The 17,340-nt window shown below is 71.9% G+C and carries 14 protein-coding genes; 7 read left to right on the plus strand and 7 right to left on the minus strand.

The genetic code is table 11. The features are described 5' to 3' along the window. From ABT300_RS31225 to ABT300_RS31240, 4 genes are all read right to left on the minus strand, one after another. A partial coding sequence (locus ABT300_RS31225) for an aromatic ring-hydroxylating oxygenase subunit alpha (protein ID WP_351682720.1) occupies positions 1 to 614 on the minus strand: 614 nt, incomplete at its 3' end. 130 nt (positions 615 to 744) lie between these two features. Further along, positions 745 to 1,908, minus strand: coding sequence for an NAD(P)/FAD-dependent oxidoreductase (locus ABT300_RS31230; RefSeq protein ID WP_351682723.1), 1,164 nt, complete (start codon positions 1,906 to 1,908; stop codon positions 745 to 747). Then, positions 1,905 to 2,267: a bifunctional 3-phenylpropionate/cinnamic acid dioxygenase ferredoxin subunit gene (locus tag ABT300_RS31235; RefSeq protein WP_351682726.1), complete on the minus strand. Its 363-nt coding sequence runs from the start codon at positions 2,265 to 2,267 to the stop codon at positions 1,905 to 1,907. Before ABT300_RS31235 ends, ABT300_RS31230 begins: the two co-directional genes overlap by 4 nt. A gap of 353 nt (positions 2,268 to 2,620) precedes the next feature. After that, positions 2,621 to 4,936, minus strand: a complete 2,316-nt coding sequence (locus ABT300_RS31240) for an FdhF/YdeP family oxidoreductase (RefSeq protein ID WP_351682729.1) — start codon at positions 4,934 to 4,936, stop codon at positions 2,621 to 2,623. A gap of 404 nt (positions 4,937 to 5,340) precedes the next feature. Here ABT300_RS31240 and ABT300_RS31245 point away from each other — a divergent pair, with 404 nt between their 5' ends. The 6 genes from ABT300_RS31245 (at position 5,341) to ABT300_RS31270 (ending at position 12,261) form a co-directional block, all read left to right on the plus strand. Further along, the gene (locus tag ABT300_RS31245) at positions 5,341 to 7,938 is read left to right on the plus strand and encodes a SpoIIE family protein phosphatase (RefSeq protein ID WP_351682732.1); all 2,598 of its coding nucleotides are present in this window, start codon (positions 5,341 to 5,343) and stop codon (positions 7,936 to 7,938) included. Positions 7,939 to 8,084: 146 nt separating this feature from the next. Next, the gene (locus ABT300_RS31250) at positions 8,085 to 8,558 is read left to right on the plus strand and encodes a hypothetical protein (protein WP_351682734.1); all 474 of its coding nucleotides are present in this window, start codon (positions 8,085 to 8,087) and stop codon (positions 8,556 to 8,558) included. Positions 8,559 to 8,742: 184 nt separating this feature from the next. After that, on the plus strand, positions 8,743 to 10,188 hold the full coding sequence (locus tag ABT300_RS31255) for an amino acid permease (protein WP_351682737.1): 1,446 nt from the start codon (positions 8,743 to 8,745) through the stop codon (positions 10,186 to 10,188). Next, complete coding sequence (locus tag ABT300_RS31260; protein ID WP_351682740.1) at positions 10,185 to 10,886, plus strand: HAD hydrolase-like protein; 702 nt, start codon at positions 10,185 to 10,187, stop codon at positions 10,884 to 10,886. Before ABT300_RS31255 ends, ABT300_RS31260 begins: the two co-directional genes overlap by 4 nt. Continuing rightward, positions 10,883 to 11,674: a cyclase family protein gene (locus tag ABT300_RS31265; RefSeq protein WP_351682743.1), complete on the plus strand. Its 792-nt coding sequence runs from the start codon at positions 10,883 to 10,885 to the stop codon at positions 11,672 to 11,674. Before ABT300_RS31260 ends, ABT300_RS31265 begins: the two co-directional genes overlap by 4 nt. Positions 11,675 to 11,820: 146 nt before the next feature. After that, positions 11,821 to 12,261 carry an Lrp/AsnC family transcriptional regulator gene (locus ABT300_RS31270; protein WP_351682746.1) on the plus strand — a complete coding sequence of 147 codons (441 nt, stop codon included), beginning with the start codon at positions 11,821 to 11,823 and terminating at the stop codon, positions 12,259 to 12,261. Here ABT300_RS31270 and ABT300_RS31275 read toward each other — a convergent pair. The 3 genes from ABT300_RS31275 to ABT300_RS31285 are packed head-to-tail and all read right to left on the minus strand — an operon-like array spanning position 12,242 to position 16,180. Then, positions 12,242 to 13,669: an aspartate ammonia-lyase gene (locus ABT300_RS31275; protein ID WP_351682749.1), complete on the minus strand. Its 1,428-nt coding sequence runs from the start codon at positions 13,667 to 13,669 to the stop codon at positions 12,242 to 12,244. The genes ABT300_RS31270 and ABT300_RS31275 overlap by 20 nt on opposite strands. Then, positions 13,666 to 15,102 (minus strand): aldehyde dehydrogenase family protein, encoded by a 1,437-nt coding sequence (locus ABT300_RS31280; RefSeq protein WP_351682752.1) that lies wholly within the window; start codon positions 15,100 to 15,102, stop codon positions 13,666 to 13,668. The genes ABT300_RS31275 and ABT300_RS31280 overlap by 4 nt, the downstream gene beginning before the upstream one ends. Further along, positions 15,095 to 16,180, minus strand: coding sequence for a homoserine dehydrogenase (locus tag ABT300_RS31285; RefSeq protein WP_351682755.1), 1,086 nt, complete (start codon positions 16,178 to 16,180; stop codon positions 15,095 to 15,097). Before ABT300_RS31285 ends, ABT300_RS31280 begins: the two co-directional genes overlap by 8 nt. A 219-nt stretch (positions 16,181 to 16,399) precedes the next feature. Between ABT300_RS31285 and ABT300_RS31290 the strand changes: the two genes are divergently transcribed. Continuing rightward, positions 16,400 to 17,209 (plus strand): IclR family transcriptional regulator domain-containing protein, encoded by an 810-nt coding sequence (locus ABT300_RS31290; RefSeq protein ID WP_351682758.1) that lies wholly within the window; start codon positions 16,400 to 16,402, stop codon positions 17,207 to 17,209. The last annotated feature ends 131 nt before the right edge of the window (positions 17,210 to 17,340 follow it).

Below are 17,340 nucleotides of genomic sequence, written 5' to 3' on the forward strand. Positions count from 1 at the left end.
CACTCCATGAAGTTCTCGATGATGAGCTTCCAGTTCGCCTTCACGTCGTACGTGATCCGACGTCCCACCGACAGGTTGTCGACGTCGTAGCGCTCTATCGACTCGACGTCGCCGAGGCGGGTGACGACCTCGCCGATGACGTCCTCCTCGAAGGAGGGCGGGTTCTCCGCGAGGCAGACCCAGACATAGCCGAGCCACTCCCGCACGGCGACGCTCACCAGGCCGTACTCGGTCCGGCCCACGTCGGGCATCTTGGTCAGGTTCGGCGCGGCGACGAGCTTGCCGTCCAGGCCGTACGTCCAGGCGTGGTATGGGCATTGGAAGGCCCGCTTCACCTCGCCGGACTCCTCGGTGCAGAGCTTGGCCCCGCGGTGCCGGCAGACGTTGAAGTACGCGCGCACGGAGTGGTCGCGGGCCCGGGTGATCAGGATGCTCTCGCGGCCCACGTCGACGGTGCGGAAGGCGCCGGGCTTCGCCAGCTCCGAGGCCCGGGCGACGCAGAACCACATCGTCTCGAAGATGCGCTCCTGCTCCTGGGCGAAGATCTGGGGATCGGTGTAGGAGGAGCCGGGAAGAGTGGCGATCAGGCTGTCGGGCAGGCTGGTCGAGGTCACGGGGCACTCCTCGGGGAACGTCGCGGAGGGGGCATTCGGACGCCGGGAGGAACGACTCCGAACGGCGTTGTGCATAAGGCAACACTGCGCGCTGTGGGCAACCGCAGCATGAGGTGACACCGAGGCGGTGTCAAGGCGTGGCGGCGGCCAGCTGCTTGCGCGCCCGCATGAACAGCCGCGGCTGGTTCATGCCGAGCACGGCGACCGGTCGGCCGTCGCGCCGGTAGACGGCGAGGACGTCGCGGTCGTCCGCCGCGCCCGCCTCGACGGTGATGCTGTCGGCCTCGGCCGCATGGCCGGCGAACTGGATGCGGACGCCGTACTGGTCGGACCAGAAGTAGGGCGGCCTGGGCACGCCGGGCTCGACCGCGCCTCCTGCCAGCAGGGTGGCGACGGCCGCCTCCGGTCGCTCGCGTGCGCCGGTCCAGTGCTCCACGCGGCGGTGACGGCCGGCCCGCGGGTCGTACCAGTTGGCGCAGTCGCCGACCGCGACGACGCCGGCAAGGCTGGTGCGGCCGTCCGCGCCGCACTTCACGCCGTTGTCGAGGGCGATGCCGGAGCCTTCCAGCCACTCGACGCAGGGGTGTGCCCCGACGCCGACCACGACGATGTCGGCGGGGACGCTTCGGCCGTCCTCCAGCAGGACGGCCTCGACCCGCTGTTCCCCGCTGAGCCCCTTGACGCCGACGCCGCACAACAGCCGCACACCGTGGTCGGCGTGGAGGCCGGAGACGACGGCGCCCATGGTCGCGCCGAGCGGCCCGGCGAGCGGGGTCGGGGCGGCTTCCACGACGGTCACGTCGAGACCGAGGGCGTACGCGGTGGAGGCGACCTCGGCGCCGATGAAACCGCCGCCGATCACGACGAGCCTTCCCCCGCGGGTCAGTTCGTCCCGCAGGGCGCGGGCGTCGTCCAGGGTGCGCAGGGTGTGCACTCCGGCGAGGCCCGCGGAGCCGGGCAGGGTCCGCGCCACGGCGCCGGTGGCGATGACGAAGCCGTCGGCGCGCACCTCACGTCCGTCGGCGAGACGGACCGTGCGCGCGGCGTGGTCGAGCGCGGTGGCGCGGGCGCCGAGCAGCCACTCCGCCGCCAGGTCCTCGCCCTCCGCCTCCAAGGCGAGTTCGGCCTCGCCGAGGGCTCCGGCGAGGAACTCCTTGGACAGCGGGGGCCTGTCGTAGGGGCGGTGCAGTTCGTCCCCGATGACGACCAGGCGTCCGTCGAAGCCCTGCTTGCGCAGCGAGCGGGCCGCCGAGAGGCCGGCGAGGGAGGCGCCGACCACGGCGACGGTTCTCACGCGGGACCCCCGGCGAGCCGGGCGGAGACGCAGGGCGGCAGGTTGGGCGCCTCCGTGGAGACCCGGACGTAGATCATGTCGTCCTCGACGACGACCTCGTGCGTCCGGACCGGCAGCTTGGCCGGCGGAGCGTCGACCGCGCCGGTGCGCAGGTCGAACTTGGAGGCATGCAGCGGGCATTCCACCTCGCAGCCCTCCAGCCAGCCGTCGGCGAGCGAGGCGTCCTGGTGGGTGCAGGTGTCGTCGATGGCGAAGAGCTCGCCGTCGTCGGTGTGGAACACCGAGACCGGCGGGTCGACGTCGAGCCGGAAGGCCTCGCCTCGCGGGAGATCCGCGAGACGGCACGCGGGAATCATCATGACACCTCGGGTGCGTATAACGAAACGGTTTGCGGTAAGCGCAACATCAGTCTGGAGTCGCCCAGAACCCTTGTCAAGGAGTTCAGAGGCCCCTCTCGGGCTCTCAGGGCGTTGCGGCATCCAAAACTCGCCTCACATGAAACAACTAAAGCCCCCTCTGCGGCTTGTGGCGATCGCAGGGCGGAGGCGCGTACACGGTCCCGGGGCGGCAACGGAGACCCGCGGCCGCCCACGGCGAAGACCGAGGTGACAGCCGGGGGGACGGCCGCGGGGACGCCGAACACCACGAGGTCGGCGCGGACGGGCCGGCAGGGCGGCGCGGCCAGGAGCCGCGTCGCCTGCCTCACCTGAACTCAGGTCCCCGCGGGCCGGCCGCCGGGCGCCGGTTCCAGGCGGACGACGATCGACTTCGAGGTGGGGGTGTTGCTGATCGCCGCCGTGGAGTCCAGGGGGACGAGGACGTTGGTCTCGGGGAAGTACGCGGCGCAGCAGTCGCGGGGCGTCGGGTAGGGCACCACGCGGAAGGCCGGCGCCCTGCGTTCCACGCCGTCGTCGTACTCGCTGACGATGTCGACGAGGTCGCCGTCGGCCAGGCCGCGGTCGGCGAGGTCGTCGGGGTGCACGAAGAGCACCCGGCGGCCCTGACGGATGCCGCGGTAGCGGTCGTCGAGGCCGTAGACGGTGGTGTTGTACTGGTCATGGGAGCGGAGCGTCTGGAGCAGCAGCCGCCCCGGCGGCACATGGGGCCGCTCCAGCGGGTTGGCGGTGAAGTTGGCCAGCCCCGTGGCGGTGGTGAACCGGCGTTCGTCGCGCGGCGGGTGCGGCAGTGCGAAGCCGCCCGGCCGTCGCACCCGCAGGTTGAAGTCCTGGAACCCGGGGATCACGCGGGCGATGCGGTCGCGAATGCTGTCGTAGTCCTTCTCGAACTCCTCCCAGGGCACGTGGGAGCCGGCCTCCCCGAGCGCGGCCCGTGCCATGCGGCAGACGATGGCCGGCTCGCTCAGCAGATGCTCGGAGGCGGGGGCGAGACGCCCTCGGGAGAGGTGGACCATCCCCATGGAGTCCTCGACGGTGACCTGCTGGGGCCCGGCGGGCCGCAGGTCCGCCTCGGTCCGGCCGAGGCACGGGAGGATGAGCGCCTGTTCGCCGGCGATCACGTGCGAGCGGTTGAGCTTGGTGGAGATCTGCACGGTGAGACGACAGTTGCGCAGGGCCCGCTCGGTGAGGTCGGTGTCGGGGGCTGCGGCGACGAAGTTGCCGCCGAGCGCGACGAAGACCCGTACGTCGCCGTCGCGCATGGCGCGGATGCTCTCGACCGCGTCGTGGCCGTGGCGCCTCGGGGGCGTGAAGGCGAACTCGGCGCCGAGCGCGTCCAGGAACGCGCCGTCGGGTTTCTCGTAGATGCCCATCGTGCGGTCGCCCTGCACGTTGGAGTGACCGCGCACCGGGCACAGGCCGGCGCCGGGGCGGCCGATGTTGCCGCGCAGCAGGAGGAAGTTGACGACGTCCCGGATGGTGGGGACCGAGTGCTTGTGCTGGGTGAGGCCCATCGCCCAGCAGACGACGATCTTCTCGGCGCCCCGCACCTCGTCGAACGCGCCCCGGATCTCCTCCTCGGGCAGGCCGGTCGCCTTCAGGATCTCGTCCCAGGAGACCTTGCGGGCGTGCTCGGCGAACTCCTGGAAGCCGTGGGTGTACCGCTCGATGAAGGGGGTGTCCAGAGCCGTGCCGGGGGCCTCGTCCTCGGCCTCCAGCAGCATGCGGTTGAAGGCCTGGAAGAGCGCCTGGTCCCCGCCCAGTCTGATCTGGAGGAACCGGTCGGCCAGGCGGGTGCCGCCGCCGAGGACGCCGGAGGGCCGCTGGGGGTTCTTGAACCGCAGCAGCCCCGCCTCGGGGAGCGGGTTGACCGCGATGATCCGGGCGCCCCGGCGCTTGGCGGTCTCCAGCGAGGAGAGCATGCGGGGGTGGTTGGTGCCGGGGTTCTGGCCGACGACGAGGATGAGGTCGGCGTCGTGGAGATCCTCCAGGGTGACGCTTCCCTTGCCGATGCCGATGGTCTCCGTCAGTGCCGAACCGCTGGACTCGTGGCACATGTTGGAGCAGTCCGGCAGGTTGTTGGTGCCGAGCATCCGGACGAACAGCTGATAGAGGAACGCGGCCTCGTTGCTCGCCCGTCCGGAGGTGTAGAAGGCGGCCTGGCCGGGGTGGTCCAGCGCGGCGAGCTCACGGGCGATCACGGCGAACGCGTCGTCCCAGGAGATCGGCCGGTAGCGGTCGTCGCCGGCCGCGCGGTGCACGGGGTGGGTGAGGCGGCCCTGCTGACCGAGCCAGTAGTCGCTGGCGGGGAGCAGGTCCTCCAGGGTGTGCCCGGCGAAGAAGTCCGGTGTGACCCGGCGGACCGTGGCCTCTTCGGCAACCGCCTTGGCGCCGTTCTCACAGAACTCCGCGGCGTGCCGTTGCTCCGGCTCGGGCCAGGCGCAGCCGGGGCAGTCGAAGCCCTCCTTCTGGTTGACCCGGAGGAGGGTGAGCAGGCCCCGGCGGGCTCCCATCTGCTCGCCGGCGTGCCGGAGCGAGGAAGTGACCGCGGGGATGCCGGCGGCGTACTCCTTCGGGGGGCCGACCCGCAGGCGGGCGTCTCCGGGGTCGTCGACAGGTGCGTTGCGAGTCATCTGAGGCGCCACTCCGGGGTGTAGGGGGATCATGCGTCGAATCGAGTCAACGTTTCTCATTGCGGCACTCATTGCATGGAACGCAACACAGCATCATGGAGGCCCCGCCCCGGGGTCAAGGATCCGTCGGCAGCGCGACGCCGGCCCGGCGGTCTCGGGTCGTCGCGCCGGGGCGCGCGGAGGGCCGCTCGACGACGGAGGCGCCCCGCCCACCGTGATCGGTGACTGTGCGAATCGGAACGCATGCGGTCGGTTTCCGGCCGGGCGGAGCGCGGGCGGATCCCGTGACTGGACGGGTCCAGCAGTGCTAGAAAGACCGGATGGGAGACCGTTTTGCCAGCTTTAGGCATATATCGCGGCTTTGGTCACCGGCACGCAAGGGCACGCGGACCGTCGCGGGCCAGATGTTCCTCCTGCAGGTGACCCTGGTCGTGCTGCTCGTCGCGCTGGCCGTCCTCGCCCTGGTCGTGCAGTCCGAGCGGCACACCAAAGCCGAGGCCATAAGGAGATCCATCGCGGTCGCCCAGACGTTCTCCCATTCCCCCGGCGTGCTGTCCGCCCTGCGAGCCCCCGATCCCTCGAAGATCCTCCAGCCGCTCACCGAGTCCGGACGCAAAGCCGCCGGCGTCGACTTCATCGTGGTGACCGACGCGAAGGGGATCCGTTACACCCATCCGCTGCCGGACCGGATCGGCAAGCGGTTCGTGGGGACGATCGGGCCGGCGCTGGCGGGAAAGGTCTACACCGAAAGCGTGCACGGCCCCCTCGGCCACGAGGTCCAGGCCAATGTGCCCATCCAGGACACCCACGGGAAGGTGGTGGGCATCGTCTCCGCTGGACTGAAGGTCAAGAACGTCACCGGGCTGGTGGAGCAGCAGATACCGATCATCCTGACAGCCGGAGCAGTCGCGCTCGGAGCGTCCACCGTCGCCACGGTGCTGGTCAGCAGGCGGCTGCGACGGCAGACGCACAGCCTGGCCCCGAACGAGATGACCCGCATGTACGAGCATCACGACGCGGTGCTGCACTCGGTGCGCGAAGGAGTGCTCATCGTCGATGACGAGGGACGGCTGCTGCTGGCGAACGACGAGGCCGAGCGGCTCCTGGGTCTGCCCCCGGAAGCGGAAGGGCAGCTGGTCTCGCAGCTGTCGTCTCTCGAACCCGAGATCCGGTCGTTGCTCAGCACCGGCCGCGAGGCCAGCGACGAGGTGCACCTGGCCGGACCGCGACTGCTGGTGGTCAACCAGAGGTCCACGGGTCGCGGCGCAGGCCCTCGGGGCACGGTCGTGACACTGCGCGACTCCACGGAACTCCAGGCGGTGTCGGGCAGGGCCGAGATCACCGGTGAGCGACTGAAGCTGCTCTACGACGCCGGACTGGGCGTCGGCACCACCCTCGACGCCGTCCGGACAGCCGACGAACTCGCTCGGATCGCCGTGCCCCGCTTCGCCGACTTCGTCACCGTGGACCTGGCTGACGCCGTGCTGCGCGGCGAGGAGCCGGGCGCCACCGCGAAGGGGATGCGACGTGTCGCCGTATGCGGCATCCGGGAGGACCAGCCGCTCTACGAGAAGGACCGGCTGATCGACTTCCTCCCCTCCACGCCCCAGGCACGCGGCTTCGGGACCGGCCGCTCGGAGCTGGTGGCCGACCTGTCCACCGCGACGGGCTGGCACCGGCAGGACCCGGAACGCACCGAACGCATACTCGACTACGGCATCCACTCCCTCATAGCGACTCCGATCCAGGCCCGCGGCGTGGTCCTCGGCATGGTCAACTTCTGGCGCTCCGAGGAGCACTCCCCCTTCGACCAGGAGGAGCTCTCGCTCGCCGACGAACTGGTGGCTCGCGCCGCGGTCAGCATCGACAACGCCCGCCGGTACACGCGCGAGCACGCCCTGGCGGTCACCCTCCAGCGCAGTCTGCTGCCGCAGGGCCTGCCCGCGCAGAGCGCCGTCGACGTCGGCTACCGCTACCTCCCGGCCAGGTCGGGTGTGGGCGGGGACTGGTTCGACGTGATCGCCCTGCCCGGCAGCCGCGTGGCACTGGTCGTCGGAGACGTGGTCGGTCACGGTCTGCACGCCGCCGCGACCATGGGGCGGCTGCGGACCGCGGTGCACAACTTCTCCACGCTCGATCTGCCGCCCGACGAACTGCTCAGTCACCTGGACGACGTGGTCGGTCGCATCGACCAGGACGAGGCGTGCACGGACGAACCCGCTGCCGTCGTGGGCGCCACCTGCCTCTACGCGATCTACGACCCCACGACGCTGCGCTGCACCATGGCCCGCGCCGGACACCTGGCGCCCGCCCTGGCCGACCCTGACGGAAACGTGGTCTTCCCCGACCTGCCGCCGGGTCCGCCGCTGGGGCTGGGCGGCATGCCCTTCCAGACCGCCGAGGTGGACGTCGCCGAAGGCTCCCAGCTCGTCTTCTACACCGACGGCCTCATCGAGAACCGCACCCGCGACCTCGACGAAGGAATGGAAGTCCTGCGCAAGGCCCTCGCGGGTCACCCGCGGCGCGCGCCGGAGGACAGCTGCCGGGCCGTTCTGGAATCGGTGCTGCCCGAGCACCCCACCGACGACGTGGCCCTGCTCATCGCCCGCACCCACGCGCTGCCGCCGGATCGCGTCGCCGGCTGGGACGTGCCGCCCGACCCCGCCGCCGTCGCCGGGGTGCGCGCCGCGGCGACCGACCAGCTCGACGCGTGGGGGCTGTCCGAGCTGGCCTTCGGCATGGAACTGGTCCTCAGCGAGCTCGTCACCAACGCCGTCCGCTACGGCAGCGGGCCCATCCACGTGAGGCTGATCCACGACCGCACGCTCACCTGCGAGGTCACCGACGGCAGCAGCACCTCGCCCCATCTGCGCCACGCCGCGACGACCGACGAGGGCGGCCGGGGCCTGTTCCTGGTGTCGCAGCTCACCGAGCGCTGGGGAACCCGCTACACCCCCCGCGGCAAGGTCATCTGGGCCGAACACGCGCTGCCGGAACGCTGAGGCGCCCGCCGGAACCGACCGCAGCGGCCTTTCGACGGTCCCGCCATCGATCAAAGTGTGCAACATTTGCATCTTGCCGTGCATTTAATGCGCGCTTAGCATCCTTCTCATCACCCGCCGCCGGATGACGAAGGAATGAGACGCGCATGGCCACGACGACGATCACGCCGGAACCGACCGCAGAGGACCGGACAGGCGCCCACACGTCCGTCCGGCGCCGGAGGGTCCGGACGATCAAGGTGTTCTGGCCGGTGGCGAACGCGACCCTGACCGCGTGCGCGAAGGGCGACCTCGACGCGCTGCGGGCCGACGGCTCCTTCGCCTCCTTCCTGCGCATCGTGGAGACCTCCCCCGAGCTCGGGGACTTCGGCGTCTACGGCGACGTCTTCGAGGTCTCCCTCGGCGCCGAGGGATTCACCGTCCGGCCCGGCGCCCGCCCCGCACTCGGCTCGATCGGCGGACGGTTCCTGTCCTCGACGCTCGCCGTGACGACCTACGTCGACGCGGACCTGGACGACGACGCCCTCGCGCGGCTCCTCGCCCGCCTCACCGACGCCCACCCCTGGGAGATCCCGGTGATGGAGCTCTCCGCCCCGCTGGACCTCGTCTCCCGGGCCTGACCCTCCGCCTCGTCCCGTGAGCCCGTCGCCCACACGGGGCGCCCGCTCCCCTCGGTCCGCGACCCACCCCGACGCGGACCCGCAGTCCTCGAAAGTGGCCTCACCCCGCAGCCATGCCGTGCCGATCGCCCCCCACGCCCGTCCCCCTCTCCCCGCTCCGCTCCGCTCCGCAGAGGAGACCGCCATGTCCGTCTCAGCAGTACCGGACAACGCTCCGGCCGCCGCAGACAACGCCCCTCAGCCGCCCGGCGACGGCCTGCGGCGCACCATGCGTTCCCGCCATCTCGTCATGATCGCGATGGGCGGCGTCATCGGTTCCGGACTCTTCCTCAGCTCCGGCTTCACCGTCTCCCAGGCCGGTCCGCTCGGCGCGGTCCTGGCCTACCTCGTCGGTGCGTTCGTCGTCTGGCTGGTGATGGCCTGCCTCGGTGAACTCGCCGTCGCCTATCCCGTCTCGGGCGCCTTCCACGTCTACGCGAGCCGGTCGATCGGCCCCGCCACCGGGTTCGCCACCGCCTGGCTCTACTGGCTGACCTGGGCCGTCGCCCTCGGCTCCGAGTTCACGGCGTGCGGGCTGCTGATGCAGCGCTGGTTCCCCGGCGTCAGCGTCTGGGTCTGGTGCGTGGTCTTCGCCGCCGTCGTCTTCGGGGTGAACGCGTTCTCGGCGCGCGTCTTCGGCGAGACCGAGTACTGGTTCTCGCTGGTCAAGGTGATCGCCGTCGTCGCCCTCATCGTGTTCGGCGGCGCCGCGCTGGCCGGTTTCCACCCGCTCGCGGAGGGCGGCTCCCACCCCGCGCTGCTGGAGAACTTCCACACCCCCGACGGCCTCTTCCCGAACGGCTTCTCGGGCGTCCTGGTCACCGTGCTGGCCGCGTTCTACGCCTTCTCGGGGTCCGAACTCATCGGCGTCGCCGCGGGCGAGACCGAGAACCCGGCCGAGGCCGTGCCCAAGGCCCTGCGCGTCACCGTCATACGCCTGCTGGTCTTCTTCGTCGGCGCGATCACGGTGATCGCCGCGACCATCCCCTACGACCAAGTGGGCCTGGACGAGAGTCCGTTCGTCACCGTCTTCGCCTCCATCGGCTTCCCCTACGCGGCCGACGTCATGAACTTCGTGATCATCACGGCGCTGCTGTCGGCCGGCAACAGCGGCCTGTACTCCTGCGCCCGCATGCTCTTCTCGCTCGCGGAGGAGAAGCAGGCCCCGCAGGCGCTGCGCCGGCTCAGCCGCCGCGGCATCCCCCTGACCGCGCTGGCGCTGAGCATGCTCGGCGGTCTCGCCTCCCTGGTGAGCAGCGTCGCGGCGCCCGAGACGGTCTATCTGGTGCTGGTGTCGATCGCCGGATTCGCCGCGGTCGGGGTCTGGATGTCCATCGCCGCCGCGCAGTTCTTCCATCGGCGGGCCTTCGTCCGCGCAGGCGGGAACCCGGCGACCCTGCCGTACCGCACGCCCCTCTACCCGGTCGTGCCGATCCTGGCCTTCGTGCTGTGCCTCGCCTCGCTCGTCGGCATCGCCCTCGATCCCGCGCAGGCGACGGCCCTGTACTTCGGTGTTCCGTTCGTCGCGGGCTGCTACCTCTACCACTGGCTGCGGCACGGCCGCCGCAGCAGCGCAGGGGCGCCGGCATGAGAGCGCCGACCTGCGTCCTGTTCGACCTGGACGGCACCCTGGTGGACTCCGCTCCCGGCGTGACCGCCAGCGCCGCCGAGGCCCTACGGTCCGTCGGGGCGCCGGTTCCCGACGCGGCCACCCTGCGCTCCTTCGTCGGCCCGCCGATGCACGACACGTTCCGCCGCGTGGTCGGGCTCGACGAGCCCGCCGCACGGGCCGCCCTCACCGCCTACCGCGCCGCGTACGCCCGCGACGGCGCGTCGGCCGCCGCGCTGTACGACGGTGTCCCCGAACTGCTCGACGCCCTGGTCGCACGCGGTCTGCCGATGGGCGTCGCGACCTCGAAGGTGCAGGACCAGGCGGAGTTGACGGCCCACCGCTTCGGTCTCGGGTCCCGGCTGCTGGCCGTGTGCGGTCTGCGCGAGGAGGAAGGCCGTACGACGAAGCGGGAGGTGATCCGCGAATGCGTGGCCCGCCTGCGCGCGGGCGGCGCCGACGTCAGCCGGCCCCTCATGGTCGGCGACCGCTCCTATGACGTCGAGAGCGCCGCCGCCGAGGGCATCCCCGCCGTCCACGTGCGGTGGGGGTACGGCGGTCCCGCGGAGTCGGCCCACGCGGTCGCCTCCGTCGCCCGGCCCTCCGAACTCGTCGACTGGATAGATCTGTTGGACAAGAACGCCGGGTACGGCGCCGAACTGGAGGACGAACACGCATGACACCGGAGACGGCCGTCACGGCCACGCCCGCGACCATCGCCGAGCCCCCGCTGTGGGCCCTGCACAGGGAACTGATCGGCAAGACGGTCCGCACCGACCTCACCCACGCCTTCCACCCCGGTCAGCCGCACTTCCCCGCCTTCCCCGACGAGAAGCGCGAGATGCCCTTCGACATGTCCCGCGGCGACGGCTTCAACGTGCACCTGTACACGATCGTCGGACAGTGGGGCACCCACGTCGACCCGCCCGTCCACTTCGTTGCCGGCGCCCGGACTCTGGACGAGATACCGGTCGACGAGATGATCCTGCCGCTCGTCGTCCTCGACATCGCCGACCGCGTCGCCACGGACCCGGACGCGGTGCCGACCCTGGACGACGTCGCCGCCTGGGAGGCCCGCCACGGCCGGATCCCCCGGGGCGCGTTCGTCGCGCTGCGCACCGGCTGGGGCCGCCGCTGGCCGGACCCTGCCGCCATGGCCAACAAGGACGAGGCGGGCGTGAGCCACTGCCCGGGCTGGTCCGCCGAGGTGCTGCAGCATCTGTTCGAGGAGGCCGGCGCCACCGCGATCGGGCACGAGCAGACCGACACCGACCCCGGACTGGCCACCTCAGCGGGCGACTTCAGCCTCGAGGACTACGTCCTGCGACGCGACCGCTGGCAGATCGAGCTCATGGCCAACCTGGACGACGTGCCGGAGGCGGGCGCGCTGATCGTCGCCACCTGGCCCAAACCGCAGGGCGGCTCCGGCTTCCCGGCGCGCGTCTTCGCCCTGCACCACGAGAACTGACCCACGAGAACACCGACCCACGAGAACTGACCCACGCCACAAGGACGGGACGACGTCACGAGGACGGACGGCGTCGCGAACCGGCACAGCGGCTCCGGTGGCCCCCGGCCACCGGAGCCTTCGCCAGTCAGGAGACACAGAGCGCCATGGACGCCATCGACGAGCGGATCATCACCGAGCTCACCCGCAACGCCCGGATCTCGCACGCCGAACTGGGCCAGCGCGTGAGGCTGTCACGCAACGCCGTGCGCCAGCGCGTCGAACGGCTGGAACGGCAGGGGCACATCGGCGGTTACACGATCGTGCGTCCGTCGTGCGGCCCGGACCGCGAGACGGTGGCCGCGCACGTCCTGGTCTACCGGGAGGACCGGATGCGCGGGGCCGACGTCCTCGCCGCCCTCAAACGCATCCCCGAGGTGGTCTCCTGCGACGTCCTCAGCGGCCAGTTCGACCTGCTGGTCAGTGTGGAGGCGGACTCCCTGGAACGCGTACAGGGCATCTGGGAGCAGATGGCCCAGATGCCCGGTGTACGGGACACGGTGACGGCGCTCGCGCTGTCCCGGGTCGTCAGCCGGCCGCGGCGATGAGGCGCAGCGCGCTCTCGCGGTCCAGCAGCCCGCGCCGTACGACGACGTCCACCACGTCGGCGCCGGTGCGCGCGGCGTCCTGGGCCACCTCCGTGGCGGCCTCGTGTCCGATGCGCGCGGCGAGCGCCGTCACCGCGCCGACCGCGCCGACGGCCCCGCGCGCGAGTCCCTCACGGTCGACAGTGACGCCGGCCACGCACAGGGTGCGCAGCGCCGAGCAGCCGTGCGTCAGCCAGCCGATGTGCTGCAGCAGCAGATGGCCGATCAGCGGTTCGAACGCGTTGAGTTGCAGCTGACCGTTGTCCGCGGCCATGGTGACGGCGACGTCCGCGCCGACGGTCGCGAACGCGATCTGGTTGACCATCTCGGGGATCACCGGATTCACCTTGCCCGGCATCACGGACGATCCGGCCTGCCGCGGAGGCAGGGAGATCTCCGCGAGGCCCGCGCGCGGTCCGCTGGCCAGCAGCCGAAGATCGCTGCACACCTTGGACAGCTTGACCGCCGTCCGCTTCAGCACCCCCGACACCAACAGGAACACGCCCGTGTCCGACGTGGCCTCCACGAGGTCGCGGGCGGACGTGACGTCGAGCCCGGTCAGCACGCGAAGGTGACGTACGGCCGCGGCGGCGTAGCCCGGTTCGGCGGCGATGCCGGTGCCGATGGCCGTGGCGCCGAGGTTGGTCTCGGCGAGCAGCGGCAGCGTGTCGCGGATCCTGTCGACGTCCTCCGCGAGCGTCACGCCGAACGCGCCGAACTCACGGCCCAGCGTCATCGGCACGGCGTCCTGCAACTGGGTGCGGCCGACCTTGACCACGGTGGCGAATTCGGCGCCTTTGGCGGTGAACTCCGCTGCCAGCAGCGTCAGTTCGGTGCTCAGTTCGCTCAGCGCGGCGCTGACCGCGATCCGCAGCGCCGTGGGATAGGTGTCGTTGGTGGACTGGCAGCGGTTGACGTCGTCGAGCGGGTCGAGGTGCTCGTAGCGACCGCGCGCGTGCCCGAGGTGTTCCAGCGCGAGGTTCGCGATCACCTCGTTGGCGTTCATGTTGGTGCTGGTGCCCGCGCCGCCCTGGATGACGTCCACGCAGAACTGTTCGTGATGGCGGCCCTCCGCGACGGCCCGGCAGGCCGCCGCGATCGCGCGCACCTTGTGCGGCTCCAGGGCCCCGATCTCGCCGTTGGCCAGGGCCGCGGCGTGCTTGACCTGGGCCAGGGCCCGTACGAGGTGGGCGTGGGCGCCGACGGGGACCCCGCTGACGCGGAAGTTGTCCAGGGCGCGTGCGGTGTGCACGCCCCAGTACGCCTGCGCGGGCACCCGTACGTCGCCCAACGCGTCGGACTCGATCCGCGTCGGCGCGCCGGCCGACGCCGGGGAGCCGGCGTCGGAGGGGGCCTCGAAGTCGCTCACACCGGCTCCCTGTTGAGGCAGACGACCTTGGGCTGGGTCATCTCCTCGTAGGCGAACCGCACGCCTTCGCGGCCCATGCTGCCGTACTTGTAGCCGCCGAAGGGCATGGCGTCGAAGCGGTAGTCGGAGGAGTCGTTGATCATGACGCCGCCTGCCTCCAGCAGTCGCGCCGCGTCCATCGCCCGGTCCAGTGAGCCGGTGAAGACGCCCGCGTGCAGGCTGAAGTCGATCTCGTTGGCCCGCTCCACGGCCTCCTCGAAGGAGTCCACGGCCTGGAGGACGACGACCGGCGCGAACGCCTCCTCTCGCCACAGGTCCGAGGTCCCCGGCACGTCCTCGAGCACGGTGGGGGCGTACAGGCCGCCCCGCCGTTCGTGCCCGCACAGCAGCCGCGCGCCCTGCTCGATCGCCGCGGTGACCGTGCTCTCGGCGGCGGCCGCCGCGAGTTCGCTGATCATGGGGCCGACGTCGGTGCGTGCGTCCATCGGGTCGCCGGTGCGCAGCCGCAGGGTCCGTTCGACGAAGGCGTCCCGGAACGCCGGGTACACGCCGCGTTCGACGAGGATCCGCTGGGTGCCGATGCAGTTCTGCCCGGCCGCCCAGAACGCGCCGGACACACAGGCCCCGACCGCCGCTTCCAGGTCCGCGTCGGCCAGGACGACGACCGGGGCGTTGCCGCCCAGGTCCATGGCGAGCTTCTTCAGTCCCGCCGAGCGGGCGACCGCCTCACCCGCGCGGAAGCCGCCGGTGAAGGACACCATGCGCACGTCCGGCGCGGACACCACGGCGGCCCCCAGGTCGACGTCGCCGTTGACCGCCGTCACCACCTCCTCGGGCAGCCCTGCCTCCACCAGCGTGTCGACGAGCCGCAGCGCGGACAGCGGGGTGAGCAGGGAGGGTTTCAGCACGACGGAGTTGCCGCCGGCGATCGCGGGCCCGAGCTTGTGGGCGACCAGGTTGAGCGGGTCGTTGTACGGCGTGACGGCCGCGACGACGCCCAGCGGCTCGCGCGTGAACCAGCCCAGCCGCCCCTCCGATCCGGCGTACGCGTCGAACGGCACCACCTCGCCCGCGTTGCGGCGCGCCTCGGCGGCCGACAGACGCAGGGTGTTGACGGCCCGGGCGGTCTCCTTGCGGGCCTGGGCCAGGGTCTTGCCCGCCTCGGCGACGATCAGCCGGGCGAACGACTCGGCGCGTTCCTCGACCAGCCGGGCCGCGCCGTCGAGCGCGGCCGCGCGAGCGGCCCGGGAGAGAGCGCGCGCCTTGGCGCGTCCGTCGCGGGCCCTGCGCATGACGTCGTCCACCGAGGCGGCCGGGGTGAGGCACACCGAGCCGATGGCCTCGCCGTTGTAGGGGTTGCGCACGACGGCCATGCCGTCGCCTGCCTGGTCGTGACCGGTCAGGGTGGTGACGCTCAGGGCGGTGTCAGGCACGGCCGGCCTCCAGGAGGGTCGCGACGGACGCGGGCGAGGTGGTGTGCTCGTGGATGCCGATGACGTCGGACAGCAGGGCGTAGGCGGTCTCGACGCGTCCGGCGCCGGGCCCGGCGACCGTGACGGTGCCCAGCAGGTCGGTGTGGAAGGCGACGGCGTTGACGGGCCCGGAGACACCGGCGAGCGCGTGCTCGGCGGGCAGGGCGACCGGCGCGACCCGGGCCTCGACAACGCCGTCCGGACGCCGGGACGCGGAGCCGACCAGCTTCCAGCGCAGGCCCTCGGCCGCGGCGCGGCGGACGTCGGCTTCGGTGAGGGAGGACAGTCCGGTGCAGGGCACGTCGGCGCGCCCGAGTTCGGCCCCGAGGACCTCGCCGGCGAGGATCATGACCTTGAGCTGGACGTCGTAGCCCTCGATGTCGGCCGTCGGGTCGGCCTCCGCGTATCCGAGGGCCTGGGCCTCGGCGACGGCGTCCGCGAAGGACAGACCCGACTCCACCCGGCCGAGGACGTAGTTGGAGGTGCCGTTCATGACGCCCTCGAAACCGTTCACGGCCAGCCCGCCGAACATGCGGCGCGCGGTGCGCAGCACCGGCGTCCCCGACATCACGGTTCCCTCGAACTCGAAGCGCACGCCGTGCCGTCGCGCGAGCTCCTTCAGGGCGCCGACGTGCAGGGCGACCGGCCCCTTGTTGGTGGTGCACACGTGTTTGCCGGCCTCGAGGGCCCACCGCACGTGGGAGAGCGCGGGCTCGCCGTCCGTGGGATTGGTGAAGGTGGCTTCGGCCACGATGTCGGCGGGCGCCTCGCGGATGACCCATTCGTTGCGGGGGTCCGGGCTGCCGCCCGCCAGCATGGAGAAGTCGAGCTCACCGGGCGCGACCGCGAGCAGCGGGGCGAGGTCTATCCCGGGGCCGTCGGTGCGCACGAGCGATCCGGCCCGCAGGTCGGTGATGGCCACCACCCTCAGCGCGAAGCCCAGTTCGGTTTCGAGTGTGTCTGCGCGTTCGACGATCAGCTCGGCGAGTGCACGGTTCACGCCGCCGAATCCGATGAGCGCGAGGTCGTATCGGGTCATCCGGACCTCCTCCTTCCGTGACGGCGCCACCCCCTGGCGGCGCGACCCCCACAGCGTCACGCCTCAGCACGTCAGCACGACCATGCCGAATCGCCCGGGAGGACTGCCGATGCGCACCGGCGTGTGCCGTTCGTCCTGCGGCGGATGCCGGGTGCGGACTCCGTCGGCGCCGACCCGCCGTCCCGGCCTGCTGATCACCGTCTCGCATATAGTGCGCTCGTGACGACGAACGGCCCCGCCCCCGGACAGACGGGCCCGGGCACGGCCTCCTCGCTGTGGATGGCCCTGCGCGTGGTCAACGCCGTGCTGGACCGCGAGGCCTCCGGCCGGACCGGCTTCAACGTCAGCAGGCTCGCGACCGAGGTCGGCATCGAGCGCAGCAAGGCCTCGCGCACAGTCCAGGACCTGTGCGACAAGGGCTTCCTGGAACGTCTCGACGACTCGACGCTGCGCGTCGGCGACGCCTACTTCGCCACGGCCGCGTCCCTGCATCCGGGCCTGCCGCGCCGCAGCCGTCCGCTGCTGCGCCGCATGGCCGTGGCGCACGGGGCGGGCGCGCGGCTCTCCGTCCGCGACGGCGTCCAGGTCCGGCTGTTGCGCGCCGAGTCCGCCGCGGGCTTCGCCCAGGAGTGGCAGGGCCGGGCCAGTCTCGTCACCCCGTGCTGGTGCACCGGCGCCGGCCGCGCGCTCCTTCTCGACCACAGCGCCGAGGAGATCGCCGCCCTGCTCGACGACTACGAGCTGATCGGCGTCGGCGGCCCCAACGCGGCCCGCACCGCCGCGGAACTCGTCGCGGCCAACGACCACGACCGTCTGCGCGGTGTCGTCGCCGCGCACGGGGAGTTCGAGCACGGGGTCACCGAGTACGCGGTCCCGGTGCGCGACCCCGACGGGCGCATCAGGGCTGCCGTGTCGGTCGTCGGCAGGGAGCAGGACCTGCTTCCGCACGCGCGGGCGATCCGCACGGACCTCGCCGCTGCCGCCACCGCGCTGACGGACACGCTCGGCGGCAACGACGGCGCGGGCTAGGGGCTTTCAGGGCTCGGAGCGTGTCGCGGAGTACGCCCGGGCGGCCCCGAGGCGCCGGACGGCTGCGCGGTCGCGGCCCGTCACCAGGGGTTGTAGGGCTGCAAGGACCAGGCCTCCCAGCGCGTCGGAAC

The sequence above is a fragment of the Streptomyces sp. NPDC001027 genome (assembly GCF_040299045.1).
Classification (GTDB): domain Bacteria; phylum Actinomycetota; class Actinomycetes; order Streptomycetales; family Streptomycetaceae; genus Streptomyces.

What these genes read in the sequence shown, in the direction of transcription:
- ABT300_RS31235 (WP_351682726.1), bottom strand. Translation starts at nt 2,267, where the DNA reads ATGATGATTCCCGCGTGCCGTCTCGCGGATCTCCCGCGAGGCGAGGCC.
- ABT300_RS31240 (WP_351682729.1), bottom strand. Translation starts at nt 4,936, where the DNA reads ATGACTCGCAACGCACCTGTCGACGACCCCGGAGACGCCCGCCTGCGG.
- ABT300_RS31245 (WP_351682732.1), top strand. Translation starts at nt 5,341, where the DNA reads ATGTTCCTCCTGCAGGTGACCCTGGTCGTGCTGCTCGTCGCGCTGGCC.
- ABT300_RS31250 (WP_351682734.1), top strand. Translation starts at nt 8,085, where the DNA reads ATGGCCACGACGACGATCACGCCGGAACCGACCGCAGAGGACCGGACA.
- ABT300_RS31255 (WP_351682737.1), top strand. Translation starts at nt 8,743, where the DNA reads ATGTCCGTCTCAGCAGTACCGGACAACGCTCCGGCCGCCGCAGACAAC.
- ABT300_RS31260 (WP_351682740.1), top strand. Translation starts at nt 10,185, where the DNA reads ATGAGAGCGCCGACCTGCGTCCTGTTCGACCTGGACGGCACCCTGGTG.
- ABT300_RS31265 (WP_351682743.1), top strand. Translation starts at nt 10,883, where the DNA reads ATGACACCGGAGACGGCCGTCACGGCCACGCCCGCGACCATCGCCGAG.
- ABT300_RS31270 (WP_351682746.1), top strand. Translation starts at nt 11,821, where the DNA reads ATGGACGCCATCGACGAGCGGATCATCACCGAGCTCACCCGCAACGCC.
- ABT300_RS31285 (WP_351682755.1), bottom strand. Translation starts at nt 16,180, where the DNA reads ATGACCCGATACGACCTCGCGCTCATCGGATTCGGCGGCGTGAACCGT.